This is a genomic window from Rhodococcus sp. NPDC080181, assembly GCF_040702225.1.
Taxonomy (GTDB): domain Bacteria; phylum Actinomycetota; class Actinomycetes; order Mycobacteriales; family Mycobacteriaceae; genus Rhodococcoides; species Rhodococcoides fascians.
In genome coordinates this window covers 278,973-292,607 of record NZ_JBFBKN010000003.1, presented here as the reverse complement: position 1 = coordinate 292,607, position 13,635 = coordinate 278,973, and the positions used below count along the sequence as shown (strand labels likewise).

Below are 13,635 nucleotides of genomic sequence, written 5' to 3'. Positions count from 1 at the left end.
ACAGCTTGTACGTTTGTGCCGGACGGCTAATCAGCCGAGCCACCGGCCCGAACCGAGACAGGGAGGTCGACCATGAGCGCATCGTACGAACTGCAGTCGGTGGAACTACACAAGGACGTCTTGCGGTACGTCGATATCGGCGACGGGCCGCCCGTGATTCTCGTCCACGGGCTGCTCGGATCGCACAAGTCCTGGGGCCCGCAGATCGAGCGACTGTCGGACCGGTATCGGGTGATCGCACCCGACCTGTTCGGGCACGGTGACTCCGACAAACCGTCCGGCGACTATTCGCTCAGTTCGCACGCGGCCACCATCCGCGACCTGATGGAGTACCTGAACATCGACTCGGCACCACTGGTCGGCCACTCGCTCGGCGGCGGCATCGTCATGCAGATGACGTACCTCTTTCCCGAACGGGTCGATCGCCTCGTGCTGGTCAGCAGCGGTGGACTCGGCCCGGAGGTCAGCCTGCTACTCAAGGCCGCGACGCTACCCGGCAGCGAACTGGTGCTTCCGATGTTGGCCTCGGATTGGTTCCGCAGGAACACCGAAGGAGTGCTGGCTCGACTGGGCAAGTGGGGGGTTCCGGTAGAGCCCGGCCCCAGCATGGCCGAGACCTGGCGCTCGTTCCGATCGGTCGCAGACCGGTCGACGCGGGAGGCATTTCTGGCGTCGACGCGGGCCGTCGTGGGTCCTCGCGGCCAAACCGTCAGCGCCAAGCAGCATTTCGAGAAGTTCGAGTCCATTCCCTCGCTGCTGATCTGGGGCGGCAAGGACCGCATGATTCCCGCCAAGCATGCGGACAACATCCGACGCGAGGTACCCAACAGTCGCGTCGAGATCTTTCCCGACGCCGGCCACTTCCCGCAGCTCGACGAGCCGGACTTCTTCTTCCGGCTACTGGACGAGTTCTTGGCCGCCAACCACACCGACTCGAGCGACGCGGACCACAGCGCGCCGACGGAGATCACCCCGGCAGCCATGCCGCTCCAGCGCCCGTGAGCGTCATCCCGATGTTCCCGCTCGGCAGCGTGTTGCTACCGGGCGAACGTCTCCCGTTGCACATCTTCGAGCCGCGATACCAGGCACTGGTACAGGACTGTCTGAAGATGGACGATCCCCGTTTCGGCGTCGTTCTCATTGCCCGGGGGCACGAAGCAGGCGGTGGCGACGTCCGACACGATGTGGCGACGATCGCCCACATCATCGGTCACGAGGCCATCGGAGACGGCAGGTATCTGCTCGAGTGCGTCGGCGGCGAACGGATCCGTATCGACGCGTGGCTCCCGGACGACCCCTACCCACTGGCCGACGTCCGCGCGTGGCCCGACGCAGACGTCGATGCCGTCATCGCCGACACGCAATTCGCCGCCACCTGGGCCAAGGTCGAGGATATGTACGAGCTGATCGGTCGGCTCGAATCCTCCGGGGACATCGTGACGCCGGGCGTTCCGGATTTTCTGAGCCTCCCGATTTCGGCCGCCGAGAAGATCTGGTCACTGGCCTCGTTGATCCCGATGGGCCAGTCCGACCGACTCGACATCCTGTCGGCACCGGACGCCCCGTCGCGCTTGAAGGCACTCGACGACGCGATCGAAAACGTCACGGCCGTCGTGCAATTCAGACTTCAGCCCTAACCGGAGCCAGTCCGGCGAACCCAGAAAAGAAATCAGGCCCGGCACCATCGGTGCCGGACCTGATCTTCGTAGTAGCGGGGACAGGATTTGAACCTGCGACCTCTGGGTTATGAGCCCAGCGAGCTACCGAGCTGCTCCACCCCGCGTCGGGTGATACCCACGGTACATGCCGTCGTGGCAGACTCCCAATCGCCAGGTCAACGCTCTACGGTTCTTTCATGCCCACCGAGTCGTCACCCGTCCTGTCTTTTCCACACCAGACGGTCGCACAGATCACGCTGAGCAACCCTCCGGTGAACGCCTTGACCCAGTCTGCGACGCGACGTCTGCGGGCGATGCTTCGCGAGCTGGCCGAGAACTCCTCCGTCCGGGCCGTCGTGCTCACCGGCGACCGGGTGTTCAGTGCCGGTTCGGACATCTCCGAAATGCCCGCGATGCAGGCGGCAGGCGACGTCCTCGAACGCAAGAGCAATGTCGAGAACGCGACCCTCGAATTACTGGCCGACCTACCGCTCCCGACGGTCGCTGCGATCGACGGGTTCGCCCTGGGCGGTGGGCTCGAGATGGCGCTGTGCTGCGATCTCGTGGTTGCCGACGCGGGTGCCCGCCTCGGCTTGCCCGAGATCGATCTGGGGCTCGTCCCCAGCAGTGGCGGGACCATGCGTGCGTTGCGGCGGGTGGGTCAGTCGCGCGCAGCCGAACTGGTGTTGCTCGGCGAGCCCATCTCTGCCGAGACAGCTCTGGAATGGGGTCTGATCAACAGGGTGGCTCCACGCGGTGGGTCGTTGTCGATGGCACTGGACCTGGCACACCTGCTGGCCGCGAAGTCCCGCTCGGCCGTGCACGCGAACAAGCGAGCTCTCGCGCTCACATTCGGGCAGTCACCACACGAACCGGCACGACGCGCACTGCCGGTGTTCGAGGAAGCCTTCGAGTCGGCCGACGGCCGAGAGGGCGTACGGGCCTTCCTCGCCAAGGAATCACCGAGCTTTCGATAGCCGGGCCCGCGCGAGAAGTGCTGCACCGGTGACGATCTCCCATCCGATGATGGTGTAGACGGAAATCCGCTCGAACGCTCCACCGCCGAGGATGCCGGTATCGGCGAGAAACAATGCGAAACCGGCCAGCCCCACGACACCGGCGACGGCGCTGGCCGCTGCGTACCACCGAGGTGCGCCGACGCGTCCGCCGTACCGGCCTGCAGCCAGGAGCACCAGGTTTCCACCGATGATCGCCATACCCGCGCCCGCCGCATGCGGAGTCGATGCTCCGTCGACCGAAGCATGCGCGAGCCCGACCACGATGCTGCCGACGCCGTGCACGACCGACGTGCCCAGCACGATCCAGCGCGCTCGACCCTCGAACAACACCGACAATCCGAGGCCGGCAAGAACGAACAGCGTGCCGTCGACCACAAAGCCGGTGTTCATCACCGGGTGCCACGGTGAGATATCCGGAATCCCGAGGTCACTGATGTTGTTGCGCGCGTAGCTGTACGGTCGGTCGGTCCAGCCGCGCGCCGAAATCGCTTCGGCAGCGAGGTAGGTACACCCACCGACGACGAACGCCGCGGCGGCCAGAACTGTCGATCGCTTCACCACTGCAGTATTCACTGCCCGATACCCGATGGGTCATTCCGCAGGCTCCACTCCCGGCCACCCCGATGCACCGGGCTTGTACCGATTGGTACAGTACCGGCTCATGAGCGATCGCCACGACGTGGTGCCGATACTCGCAGGAGTGTTCCGCGACCACGGGTTCGACGGGTCGTCCCTCGCGGTCATCAGCAGATGCACCGGACTCGGCAAAGGCAGTCTCTACCACTACTTTCCGCGGGGAAAGCAGGAAATGGCCGAGGCAGTCCTCGACGACGTCGAGCTGTGGTTCCACCACAACGTCTTCGAGCCGCTGCGGCACGGAGACGACGCGGCGTCGACGACCCACGACATGTTCGAGCAGACCGCCCGCTATTTTCGGTCCAATCGCCTGGTGTGCCTGTTCGGCGCGTTCACGCTCGGGCTCGAGCGTGCCACCTTCTCCAGCCGTGTCGCCGCGCATTTCACCCAGTGGATCGAGGCACTCACTCCGGTGCTGCAGCGGCTCGGTCACGGAGACTCGGCGGCCGAGCTGGCCGAAGAGATCGTCGCCGGAATCCAGGGGGCGTTGGTGCTGGCGAGGGCTTTCGACGATGCCACACGATTCGACCGGGTGCTGGCCCGACTCGAAGCCTCGGCCGCACGCGTGTCGGCGGGAGTGCACGCATGACACCTGACGACACGACGCCCAAGCCGGCACCCGAGCTGAAGACCTTCGGGATACGAGAGTTGTTGCGACTCATCGTGATCGGGTCGGTGCTGACGTACTTTCAGTTCATCGCCATCGGCCGCTGGGTTCGTGCGCCGCGGCGCGGCTGGCCGGTTCACGCCTCCAAGGCCGTCGTCGACGCGTTCTTCGTGCTCGGCCCCACCTTCGTCAAGGTGGGGCAACTGATGGGTTCGTCGCCCGGACTGTTTCCCAAGGTCCTCGCCGACACCTGTCTGCGATGCCTGGACGAGGTGCCGCCGTTTCCCGGGTCACAGGCCCGCGCGGTGATCGAGGCAGACCTGGGCCGGAGCGTCGACGAGTTGTTCTCCTCGTTCGACGACGTACCGCTCTCGTCGGCGTCGGTCGCCCAGGTACACCTGTGCGTGCGCCGCGATGATGGCCGCGAAGTGGTCATGAAGGTGCAGCGGCGAGGCATCTACCACCGCATGAAGATCGACCTGCGAATCGCATATCTCATCGCGCGCGGTCTCGAGAAGTTCATTCCGTTCTTCGCCACGGCCAACGCGTCGGCCATCATCGTCGACCTGCACGCCGCGACGTTCGCAGAACTCGACAGCGCAGTGGAAGCCAAGCGCCAGCACAGCTTTCGCAGCGCAATCGGGGCATTCGGCGACAACACGCACGTCACCGCACCCGAAGTGTTTCTCGACTACTGCGGTGGACGCGTGGTCTGCATGGAACGCATGCACGGCTCGCCGCTGGACCGGTACCGGCCCGGCGAGCAATCGGAGCTGATCGTCCGCCGTGCCGCCAAGGTCTGGATGGAGGCCCTGGTCCTGCACGGCCTGTTCCACGGCGACGTGCACGCGGGAAACGTCTGGGTGCTCGACGATGGCAGAGTGGCTTTTCTGGACTTCGGCGTCATGGGCGAGGTGGACGAGCAGTGGCGCGCGCTGTTGCTCGACCTCTTCCACGCCACGGTGATCGACGGCGACTTCACCCGCCTCGCCGGTACCGTCAAACGCCTGGGAATCGTTGCCCCGCAGATGGGTTCGGACGCCGAAGTCGGCGCGATTCTGCAGTCGGTGTTCGCGCCGATGCTCTCGGCCACCCTCGCCCACTTCAGCCTGGCGGACTTCATCCGGGCGTTGGTGGGCATGGGCAAGCAGTACAAGACGTCGAGCCCCGAGGAACTGATCCTGGTGGCCAAGCAGCTCGGCTACTTCGAGAGGTATGCCATCGAACTCGCACCGAACTGGGCGTTGGGCACCGACCCGTTCGTGTTCAAGAACGTCTTTCCCGCCGAGATCGCAGCGCTGTCCGAGGCACGGGGCATCGAGCTGCCGGAGTGATACGGCAGCCCGCGCACCCGATCACAGACTGAAGTCGAGTACCACTTTCCCTGCTGCCGTTCGGTTTTCGAGCGAGGCGATCGCTGCTGCCGCGTCGGAGACGGGGAAGACGGACGGCTCGGGAGCCACGAGCGAACCGTCCGCGAGCAGTGGCTCGATCTCGGCCCACTGAGTGGCCAGGTAGCCGGGGCGCGTCATCCACCACGCACCCCACCCGACGCCGACGACATCGACGTTGTTGAGCAGCAACCGGTTGACCTTGACGGTCGGGATCTCGCCACCGGTGAAGCCCAACACCAGAATTCGGCCCGACGGCGCGAGCGAACGGATGCTGTCGGTGAATCGGTCACCGCCCACCGGATCGACGACCACGTCGACGCCACGGCCGCCGGTCAGCTCCTTGACCGCGTCCTTCCAGCCGTCGACCAGTACGACGTCGGTGGCTCCGGCGGCTCGCGCGATGTCTGCCTTTGCTTCCGAGCTCACCACTGCGATCACCCGTGCTGCCCCGAGCACCGGAGCCATTCGCAGAGCGGAGGTTCCGATCCCGCCCGCCGCGCCGTGCACCAACACCGTCTCGCCCTGCGCCAAGCGGCCGCGCTCGCGCAACGCGAAGTGCACCGTCAGATCGTTGAACAGCAAGCCTGCGCCCGCAGTGAGCGACACGGACTCGGGCAACGCGAACACTGTGTCGGGCGAGACGACGGCGACTTCTGCCATACCGTCGCTGAGCCCCGTCAACGCTGCCACGCGATCTCCGGCCGAGAAGCCGGAATCGGCCGGAGCCGACCGCACGATGCCGGCGATTTCGCTGCCCGGAACGAACGGCAACTCGGGCTTGTACTGGTACAGCCCACGGGTGAGCAACGCGTCGGGAAACGCGACGCCCGCGGCCCTGACCTCGATGACCACCGACCCATCACGCGCGGTGGGTTCGTCGATATCGGCAACGGTCACCGAATCGGGTCCGTCGAGACTGGAGATCTGTACCGCGCGCATGAAGTGTCCTCTCGGTCGGGATCGTTCCCTGCCTGCCACGGTACAAAACTGCTGTACTCACCGCCGCTACCGGCATCCACTCCTGGTGATGTGCTCCAATCGAGGGGTGAACACCACTCCCCTCACCGTCGTCTCGCCCGACGGCACCGCCCGCGGCGGCGTCATCGTCATCCAAGAAGCCTTCGGGGTCACCGACCACATCGTCGACGTCTGCAATCGGGTCGCGGCCGCAGGCTGGGTAGCCGTGGCTCCGCATCTGTTCCACCGGCAGGAGGGGGTGAGCGTGCTCGACTACTCGGACATGGATTCCGCCATGGCGGCCATCGGGAAACTCGAGGCGGACGAGGTGGACTCCGACGTGGACGCGGCGGCGAGTGCGCTGGCCGAACTGGGGTTCGAGCCCTCGTCCATCGCGATCGTCGGCTTCTGCATGGGCGGGACCGTGGCCTTCCACACCGCGGTTCGACGGCAACTCGGTGCGGCCGCCACGTTCTACGGTGGCGGAATCACGAAGGGCCGCTTCGGTTATCCCGCGATGCCCTCGGTGGGCGACGCCCTCCAGACACCGTGGCACGGCTTCTTCGGAGATCTGGATGAGGGCATTCCGTTCCAGGACGTCGAGACACTGCGGGAGATCACCGCCACGGCACCCGTCGGCACCGAGATCACCCGATACCCCCACGGCAAGCACGGCTTTCACTGCGACGACCGCCCTGCCGTGTTCGATGCCGCAGCCGCAGGCGACGCGTGGACCAGGACCCTCGAGTGGTTCGACGCGCATGTCGCACGCTGAGCACCCTCGCTCCGACGCCGAACTGGCGGCGGAGACCGAACGCATCGTCGCCTTCTGGACCGAGCTGGCGCTGCCCGGCCTGTTCGACGTCCACACGCACTTCATGCCGAAGAACGTGATGGACAAAGTATGGAGCTACTTCGACAGCGCAGGCCCGCTGACGGGCAGCGCCTGGCCCATCTCGTACCGCTTCGCCGAAGACCGACGGCTGCAGGTGATTCGAGGGTTCGGCGTGCGGCGATTCACGTCGATGATCTACCCGCACAAACCTGCCATGGCGGCCTGGCTGAACTCCTGGGGTGCCGACTTCGCGGCCCGCACCCCCGATTGCCTGCAGACTGCCACGTTCTATCCCGAGGACGGAGCCACGCAGTACGTCGAGCAGGCGGTGACGAACGGAACCCGAATCTTCAAGTCGCACATCCAGGTCGGGAACTACTCGCCCAACGACCCGCTGCTCGACGGCGTCTGGGGCACCATTTCGGATGCGCAGATTCCGGTGGTCATCCACTGCGGCTCCGGACCGGCACCCGGCTCGTATACCGGCCCCGAGCCGATCGCCGCTCTGCTGCAGCGGTTTCCGACGCTACCGCTGATCGTCGCGCACATGGGCATGCCCGAGTACATCGATTTTCTCGATCTGGCCGATCGATACGAGAACGTACGCCTGGACACCACCATGGCCTTCACGGATTTCTCCGAAGCCGCTGCGCCGTTTCCCCGGCACGAGATGCCGCGGCTGCTGGACCTACAGGATCGCATTCTGTTCGGGAGCGACTTCCCGAACATCCCGTACCCCTACCTGGACGCGCTGCAGGCGGTGAGCCGTCTCGGACTCGGCGACGAGTGGGTTCGCGCCGTGTGCTGGAGCAACGGCGCGGCCCTGTTCGGCTGAGTCCCGTTCGCGGGTCTCAGCCCACCCAGAATTCCGCGATACGCTCGGCGATGGCGGTGCCCTGCGCCCGGCCGGCTATTGCCGCCGCTGCGCGCACGGCGATGTCGGTGGGGTCGGGTCCGATCGCAGCCGCCGAAGCCGCGTCGGGAACGATCACTTCCACCTTCGAGCCGCCCTTGACCAATTTTCCCCGTTCGACCTCGAAGGGGTCGCCTTCCAGGTCGAGTGCACCGACCTTGAGCACCAGCACCTTCTCGAAACCCACCGCCAGATCGGCGTTCTCGCTCGCACGGATACCGCCGTCGACGTAGCGGTGATCGCCGATCGTCACCGGCGGCCACATGCCCGGGATAGCGCAACTCGCGGCCACGGCGTCGATGAGCTCGACGCCCGATCCCCGGTCCAGAACTCGATGGCGCCCCGTCAGGGCGTCCACGGTGACGATCCGCAGATCGCGGTCGGGCCACGAGTGCTTCGTCAGTCGACGGGCGATGATGGCTCGTCGTTCCCGTTCGCTGATCGTCGCTGTCGCCAGAGCTTCGGCACCGATGCGCCTGCGGGTGTCCAGCGCACTGCCGTCCGAGTTCTGGGCTGCTCGGGCCAACATGGTGACGAGCTCGTCGATGGTGGCCTCGGCGTGTGGCTCGTTGTCCTGCTTCGACTCGTCCGCCTGACGCTCGAAGAACTCCGACACCGGGGTGCCGCTCGAGATCTGAGCAGCCACCGAAGAACCGGCCGACGTTCCGAGCAACATCTCGGCGTCGCTGACATCGGCCCCGGCCTCGGCCAGTCCCAGAAGGACGCCTGTTTGCCACGCAATGCCCGCTACACCGCCGCCGCCCAATACGAGCGCTCGTCTGGCCATGGTCGTAACCCCGTTCTTCCGCTGGACCCGTCAGGAACTTACAGCCCCGCCGCCGACCCGCGGCCGTAACCACGTGATCAGGTCGTCGAGCACGCGTTCCTGCTCCGGCTCGTTGAAGACTTCGTGGAACAGCCCGTCGTAGGTTTTCAAGGTCAGGTCCTCGGATCCCGCCAGCTCGGCGATCAGCTCGCTGCCCGAGACGTCGGCCAACCGGTCTGCGGTTCCGTGCTGCAGCAACACCGGAATGGTCAGCGACGGCAATCTGGCGGGATACGTACGACTCTCCTGCAACAACGCTGCAGCGAGCCCGGCCGTGACGCTGCCGTGATAGCCCAGCGGATCGGCGACATAGGCGTCGACGACGGCCTTGTCGCGGGAGACGTCGTTGGGGTCGAGTTTCAGAACCGGCAGCGAGGGCAGGAACCTGCCGAGTACTGCACCCACCGCGACCAACGCTTTCGGCTGACCTACGGACGGGTTGACCGCAGGCCCGGACAGCATCAGTGCGTCCAGATCACCTTGATGGTCGAGGGCGTAGGACAGCGCGATGGCACCGCCCATGCTGTGTCCGAGGAGGAAGGTGCGGCTGCCGGGGTGCTCGTCAGCCGCGATCGAGAACAGTGTGTGCAGGTCGTCGGTGAAGTCCGACCACTTCGCCAAAGAGACTCGTTTGCCGCCGGATCGCCCGTGCCCGCGGTGGTCGGGTGCGTAGACGACGAGGCCGAGCGAGCCGAGCCGCTCGATCACGTGTCGGTACCGACCTGCGTGCTCGGCCAGGCCGTGGGCCAGCACCAGAACGCCGGTAGGGGAGTTATCGGCGGCGGCGTCCGGGGTCCAGACGTCGTAGACGATGCGAGTTCCGTGTACCCCGGCGAACGACGACTCGACATGCTGCATTCGGTCACCGTACAAGGACCGCGACGCCTTCGACGGCCCATCGCTCGAACCCCACAGATTCGTCTAGGTAACTATCCTCAGATGCGTGGCGATGTACTTGTGACAGACCACCACCGCACCCCCTCGTACCGCGTGGGCAGCCTCGAAGATCAGGAGTGAGTTCACGCATGCCCGACAAGGACGCCGCAGGGGCCTCGCCGACGTGGCGCGATCCCAAGCGTTATCTCTGGCCGCTCGGCCTGACGATTCCGCTGAGCCCGTTCCTGGCGTGGGGCTTGGTGTCACTCCTCGGACCCGGCGCATTCTGGGCACTCGGGCTGATGATCATGGGCATCGCGCTGCCGTTGGTCGACAAGTTCGCGGGCGTCGATCGCAGCAATCCACCCGACGAGGCTCTCGCAGCACTCGACAAGGACAAGTACTACCGGTGGTGCGTCTACCTCTTCCTCCCGCTGCAGTACGCCGGCCTGGTGGCCGCGTGTTACCTGTGGGCCCACGGCCCACTCGGCACACCGGAGAGGATCGGTCTGGCCGTCACTGTGGGCGTCGTCGGCGGCGTCGGCATCAATGCCGCGCACGAACTGGGGCACAAGCGCGAGAACGTCGAGCGGTGGCTCTCCAAAGTCACTCTGGCGCAGACGCTGTACGGCCACTTCTACGTCGAGCACAACCACGGCCACCATCTGCGCGTCGCCACCCCCGAGGATCCGGCGTCGGCGAAATTCGGCGAATCGTTCTGGAAGTTTCTGCCACGCACGATGTTTCACGGTCTGCATTCGGCCTGGGATCTCGAAACCCGTCGACTCGCGCGGTCGGGCTCGTCACCGTGGACGCTGCGCAACAACCTTTTCAACGCGGCCGCGATGAGCATCGTTCTGTTCGGGGCACTGATCGCAGTGTTCGGTTGGATCGTGTTGCCGTACCTACTGATTCAGGCCGCCATCGCCATCGTCCTGTACGAGGCGGCCAACTACCTCGAGCACTACGGCCTGATGCGCACCAGGCGTCCGGACGGTCGCTACGCCAAGCCCTCGCACCGGGACAGCTGGAACAGCGATCACCTGTGGAGCAATCTATTTCTGTACCACCTGCAGCGCCACAGCGATCATCACGCGAATCCGGTGCGCCGCTACCAAGCACTACGCACCGTCGACGAGTCCCCGCAACTCCCGGCCGGATACGCGGTGATGATCTTCTGCGCGATGGTTCCGCCCTTGTGGCGCAAGGTGATGGATCAGCGCCTGATGGACTTCTACGACGGCGACCCGAGCCTCGTCAACGTCGACCGCACCTATCGCACCGCGGTCCGCCGCCTCGAGAAGCTGACCGGGGCGCGAGCGCAGTCGTAGCGTCGACGCCTCAGACCGCAGCGGGCTCGTCGGTTTGCGCTCTCAGGTAGCGCCCGAAATGCGGCACCGTGAACGCGATCGTGCCGCGCTCGGCCGAGTAGATCAGGCCCTTCTTGATCAAGCCGTCCCGGGCAGGCGACAGTGATGCCGGCTTGCGTTTGAGCTCGGTGGCCACGGCCGAGGTCGGTACCGAACCGTCGTCCACCGACAGTTCGGCCATCGCGCGCATGTATTCGCGTTCGGCGGGCGTCGCGCGTTCGTAGCGCGAACCGAAGAATCCGACGGCCAGTTCCTCCTCAGCCGTCGGAGCGGCAACACGCACGTCCTCGGCGGAAATCGGGCTGTCGGCGGCGAGATCCCAGGTCGCTTTGCCGTAGGCCTGCACGAAGTAGGGGTAGCCATCGGCGGCTGCGTACAGCGCGTCGAGTGCCTCGGGGGTGAATTCGACGTCCTCGCGGTCGGCCGGCGCGATCAACGCGAGATCTGCTGCGGCTCGTTCGAGCCTGCCGATTCGGTGGTAGCTGAACAGGCGCTCGGAGTAACTCTTGGATGCCGACAACACGGCCGGTAGGTGCGGTAGTCCGGCCCCGACGATGATCAGCGGCGCGGTGTCCTGACTGAGTTCGTGGCAGGCCGCGCACAGTGCGGAGATGTCTGCGGGACCGAGGTCCTGCATCTCGTCGATGAAGATGGCGATGCCCACACCCACGTCCCCGGCCAGCGCGGAGGCGTCGAGCAGCAGTTCGACGAGGTCGATCTCGATGTCGCCGGAGTCGGCGCGGCCGGTCTTCGCCGGGACGTCGATGCCCGGTTGCCACCGTTCGCGCATCCCCTTGTCCGCGGTGGCGCGCAGCGCGAAGGCCTTGAGGACGCCGAGAAACTCGTCGACGCGTTCGGGGTCTCGATGCGAGGCCGCAATGCCGCGTACCGCCATGTGCAGCGCCGACGACAGGGGCCGGCGCAGTTCCTGGTCGGGGCGAGCTTCGATCTTCCCGGTGCCCCAACCGCGCGCGATGGCCGCGGATCGGAGGTGGTTGAGCAGCACCGTCTTGCCGACGCCGCGCAGCCCGGTGAGAACGACGCTGCGTTCCGGCCGGCCGCGGGTGATGCGTTCGAGGACGACGTCGAAGGCGTCGAGCTGCTTCTTTCGACCGGCGAGCTCGGGTGGGCGCTGGCCTGCGCCGGGAGCGTAAGGGTTACGCACGGGGTCCATGGGGCCAAAGTTACAACGAATCGTGCGATATATGCGGACATCTAGCTCGTGTCCTAGAGATCCGTATTCGTTCGATACTTGCGGGACGCCCGAGACCGGGGCTACTGTCGGCTCCGTGAAGCGCATTCTCGTAGTACGCCGCCGTAGCGGGGTCTGATTCGGACCGACCCCTCGCTGCGGGTCGTCGTGCTCTCTCGGTCCTCCCTTCACATTCGCCAGGACCACCCTCATGAATTCACTCGCTTCGACTTTCGCCACAGATCCGTTCCATGCTCGCTTCGGCTGCGCCCTGCCGCGCACGATGCGCGACGAGATCACCGGGCAACACATGTCGTGGACGGCCTTCCTCGACCGCTTCTCGCCCACCACCGGGCCTCTCCGACTGGGCTCCTGGTCCGGCACTGGGGCCACCGGGGGCAAGATGTCGTTCGACGCCACCTTCGGTATCGGTGACACCATCTTCGCTTGTGCCACAACAACATACGGACCGATCGAGGCGTTGACGTCGATGCTCCACGACGCCGGATTCCGCATCGAGATCCTCTCGTTCCACCAACAGCGCATCGGCGACGAGACCGCCACCTTCGTCCTGGCCGAGCACGACGGTCGCCGCGAATGGTCGATGTCCATCGAGCCCGACGCAACCCTGTCGTCGATCCGGGCCATCGTCGCCGGGGCCAATCTGCTGCATCGGTAGCCCCAACCCAGTGCCGAGTTCGCAGTTGTGTAGGCCAAAACGCCCTCATTGCCTGCACAACTGCGAGCTCGACACACCCCTCGCGTTGGTAGGGCTTTCTTCGCCTCTCTAGCGTCCAAGTAATACAGGCGCAGATCTCGCTAGGGCATCTCCACTGTCTGCGCGCGGTGGATCTCGGCGAGTGCGCGGCGCACATACGTCTCGGCGCGGCTTCGACGAACCGCGAGCAGATCCGCCACCACCAACAGGGCATGTGCGGGCCGCGGCCGCGAACGTGACTGTTCGTAGACGTCCGTCACACCCAGCGCGCCGGTGAGCACTTCGACGAATCCGGCGATGTCCACGCTCGGAAGCCACTCGGCTCCGCGGACGGTCCGGCCGAGTACTTCCTGGACGTTCTCCCCGGTCAAGCCATCGCTGTATACCTCTTCGAGCAAACTCCGTACCATCTCCGCATGCACGTTCCCGGCCTTGGCCGCGTCCGAGCGGTCCAACAGTTCGACGGCTTCGTCGAACGCGATCGGATCCTGCGCCACGACAGCAGCAAGGGCATCGACTGTGGCGTCCGCGATTCGACGCACATCGACGGGCCACTCGGTGGGCCAGGCCACGGGCACGCTGCTCGGGGGAACAGCCGCTGGGGAGGGGTCGGTCATCACAGGAGTCTCTCACT

At 65.8% G+C, this 13,635-nt stretch carries 15 protein-coding genes and 1 tRNA gene; 9 read left to right on the top strand and 7 right to left on the bottom strand.

Features of this window, described 5'->3' with window-relative positions; translation table 11 throughout:
* Positions 1–72: 72 nt before the first annotated feature.
* Positions 73–1,002 carry an alpha/beta fold hydrolase gene (locus tag AB0O58_RS05485; RefSeq protein ID WP_027495200.1) on the top strand — a complete coding sequence of 310 codons (930 nt, stop codon included), beginning with the start codon at positions 73–75 and terminating at the stop codon, positions 1,000–1,002.
* On the top strand, positions 999–1,637 hold the full coding sequence (locus AB0O58_RS05480) for an LON peptidase substrate-binding domain-containing protein (protein ID WP_366237984.1): 639 nt from the start codon (positions 999–1,001) through the stop codon (positions 1,635–1,637). The genes AB0O58_RS05485 and AB0O58_RS05480 overlap by 4 nt, the downstream gene beginning before the upstream one ends.
* A gap of 72 nt (positions 1,638–1,709) precedes the next feature.
* Here the strand turns inward: AB0O58_RS05480 and AB0O58_RS05475 are convergent.
* Positions 1,710–1,783, bottom strand: a tRNA-Met gene (locus tag AB0O58_RS05475).
* Positions 1,784–1,855: 72 nt separating this feature from the next.
* On the opposite strand from AB0O58_RS05475, the gene AB0O58_RS05470 reads away from it, so the two are divergent.
* On the top strand, positions 1,856–2,635 hold the full coding sequence (locus AB0O58_RS05470) for an enoyl-CoA hydratase/isomerase family protein (RefSeq protein ID WP_045841615.1): 780 nt from the start codon (positions 1,856–1,858) through the stop codon (positions 2,633–2,635).
* On the opposite strand, the gene AB0O58_RS05465 is transcribed toward AB0O58_RS05470, so the two are convergent.
* The gene (locus tag AB0O58_RS05465; protein ID WP_366237983.1) at positions 2,618–3,235 is read right to left on the bottom strand and encodes a DUF998 domain-containing protein; all 618 of its coding nucleotides are present in this window, start codon (positions 3,233–3,235) and stop codon (positions 2,618–2,620) included. The two genes, AB0O58_RS05470 and AB0O58_RS05465, sit on opposite strands and share 18 nt — an antisense overlap.
* Positions 3,236–3,338: 103 nt before the next feature.
* On the opposite strand from AB0O58_RS05465, the gene AB0O58_RS05460 reads away from it, so the two are divergent.
* Together AB0O58_RS05460 and AB0O58_RS05455 are read left to right on the top strand one after the other, a co-directional pair.
* On the top strand, positions 3,339–3,902 hold the full coding sequence (locus AB0O58_RS05460; RefSeq protein WP_045841613.1) for a TetR/AcrR family transcriptional regulator: 564 nt from the start codon (positions 3,339–3,341) through the stop codon (positions 3,900–3,902).
* Positions 3,899–5,254: an AarF/UbiB family protein gene (locus AB0O58_RS05455; RefSeq protein ID WP_366237982.1), complete on the top strand. Its 1,356-nt coding sequence runs from the start codon at positions 3,899–3,901 to the stop codon at positions 5,252–5,254. The genes AB0O58_RS05460 and AB0O58_RS05455 overlap by 4 nt, the downstream gene beginning before the upstream one ends.
* A 21-nt stretch (positions 5,255–5,275) precedes the next feature.
* Here AB0O58_RS05455 and AB0O58_RS05450 read toward each other — a convergent pair whose 3' ends face one another.
* Positions 5,276–6,253, bottom strand: a complete 978-nt coding sequence (locus tag AB0O58_RS05450; RefSeq protein ID WP_027495194.1) for an NADPH:quinone oxidoreductase family protein — start codon at positions 6,251–6,253, stop codon at positions 5,276–5,278.
* A gap of 106 nt (positions 6,254–6,359) precedes the next feature.
* Here AB0O58_RS05450 and AB0O58_RS05445 point away from each other — a divergent pair, with 106 nt between their 5' ends.
* Positions 6,360–7,046, top strand: a complete 687-nt coding sequence (locus AB0O58_RS05445) for a dienelactone hydrolase family protein (RefSeq protein WP_366237981.1) — start codon at positions 6,360–6,362, stop codon at positions 7,044–7,046.
* On the top strand, positions 7,033–7,941 hold the full coding sequence (locus AB0O58_RS05440) for an amidohydrolase family protein (protein WP_366237980.1): 909 nt from the start codon (positions 7,033–7,035) through the stop codon (positions 7,939–7,941). The genes AB0O58_RS05445 and AB0O58_RS05440 overlap by 14 nt, the downstream gene beginning before the upstream one ends.
* Positions 7,942–7,957: 16 nt before the next feature.
* On the opposite strand, the gene AB0O58_RS05435 is transcribed toward AB0O58_RS05440, so the two are convergent.
* Positions 7,958–8,806 carry a patatin-like phospholipase family protein gene (locus tag AB0O58_RS05435; RefSeq protein WP_045841609.1) on the bottom strand — a complete coding sequence of 283 codons (849 nt, stop codon included), beginning with the start codon at positions 8,804–8,806 and terminating at the stop codon, positions 7,958–7,960.
* A 30-nt stretch (positions 8,807–8,836) separates the two neighbouring features.
* Positions 8,837–9,703 carry an alpha/beta hydrolase gene (locus tag AB0O58_RS05430; protein ID WP_045841608.1) on the bottom strand — a complete coding sequence of 289 codons (867 nt, stop codon included), beginning with the start codon at positions 9,701–9,703 and terminating at the stop codon, positions 8,837–8,839.
* Positions 9,704–9,870: 167 nt separating this feature from the next.
* Here AB0O58_RS05430 and AB0O58_RS05425 point away from each other — a divergent pair, with 167 nt between their 5' ends.
* A complete protein-coding gene (locus AB0O58_RS05425; protein ID WP_366237979.1) occupies positions 9,871–11,052 on the top strand; it encodes an alkane 1-monooxygenase in 1,182 nt (393 codons plus the stop codon).
* Between the two features lie 10 nt (positions 11,053–11,062).
* On the opposite strand, the gene AB0O58_RS05420 is transcribed toward AB0O58_RS05425, so the two are convergent.
* Positions 11,063–12,265, bottom strand: coding sequence for an ATP-binding protein (locus tag AB0O58_RS05420; RefSeq protein ID WP_032367752.1), 1,203 nt, complete (start codon positions 12,263–12,265; stop codon positions 11,063–11,065).
* 229 nt (positions 12,266–12,494) lie between these two features.
* Here AB0O58_RS05420 and AB0O58_RS05415 point away from each other — a divergent pair, with 229 nt between their 5' ends.
* Positions 12,495–12,962, top strand: a complete 468-nt coding sequence (locus AB0O58_RS05415) for a 2-isopropylmalate synthase (RefSeq protein ID WP_283550288.1) — start codon at positions 12,495–12,497, stop codon at positions 12,960–12,962.
* A 140-nt stretch (positions 12,963–13,102) separates the two neighbouring features.
* Here AB0O58_RS05415 and AB0O58_RS05410 read toward each other — a convergent pair whose 3' ends face one another.
* On the bottom strand, positions 13,103–13,618 hold the full coding sequence (locus AB0O58_RS05410; RefSeq protein WP_283550289.1) for a hypothetical protein: 516 nt from the start codon (positions 13,616–13,618) through the stop codon (positions 13,103–13,105).
* Between the last annotated feature and the right edge of the window lie 17 nt (positions 13,619–13,635).

Bases quoted from the DNA above. Each gene is read 5' to 3' on its own strand.
- AB0O58_RS05425 (WP_366237979.1), top strand. From the start codon at position 9,871: ATGCCCGACAAGGACGCCGCAGGGGCCTCGCCGACGTGGCGCGATCCC.
- AB0O58_RS05470 (WP_045841615.1), top strand. From the start codon at position 1,856: ATGCCCACCGAGTCGTCACCCGTCCTGTCTTTTCCACACCAGACGGTC.
- AB0O58_RS05485 (WP_027495200.1), top strand. From the start codon at position 73: ATGAGCGCATCGTACGAACTGCAGTCGGTGGAACTACACAAGGACGTC.
- AB0O58_RS05460 (WP_045841613.1), top strand. From the start codon at position 3,339: ATGAGCGATCGCCACGACGTGGTGCCGATACTCGCAGGAGTGTTCCGC.
- AB0O58_RS05410 (WP_283550289.1), bottom strand. From the start codon at position 13,618: ATGACCGACCCCTCCCCAGCGGCTGTTCCCCCGAGCAGCGTGCCCGTG.
- AB0O58_RS05455 (WP_366237982.1), top strand. From the start codon at position 3,899: ATGACACCTGACGACACGACGCCCAAGCCGGCACCCGAGCTGAAGACC.
- AB0O58_RS05430 (WP_045841608.1), bottom strand. From the start codon at position 9,703: ATGCAGCATGTCGAGTCGTCGTTCGCCGGGGTACACGGAACTCGCATC.
- AB0O58_RS05450 (WP_027495194.1), bottom strand. From the start codon at position 6,253: ATGCGCGCGGTACAGATCTCCAGTCTCGACGGACCCGATTCGGTGACC.
- AB0O58_RS05415 (WP_283550288.1), top strand. From the start codon at position 12,495: ATGAATTCACTCGCTTCGACTTTCGCCACAGATCCGTTCCATGCTCGC.
- AB0O58_RS05420 (WP_032367752.1), bottom strand. From the start codon at position 12,265: ATGGACCCCGTGCGTAACCCTTACGCTCCCGGCGCAGGCCAGCGCCCA.
- AB0O58_RS05435 (WP_045841609.1), bottom strand. From the start codon at position 8,806: ATGGCCAGACGAGCGCTCGTATTGGGCGGCGGCGGTGTAGCGGGCATT.
- AB0O58_RS05440 (WP_366237980.1), top strand. From the start codon at position 7,033: ATGTCGCACGCTGAGCACCCTCGCTCCGACGCCGAACTGGCGGCGGAG.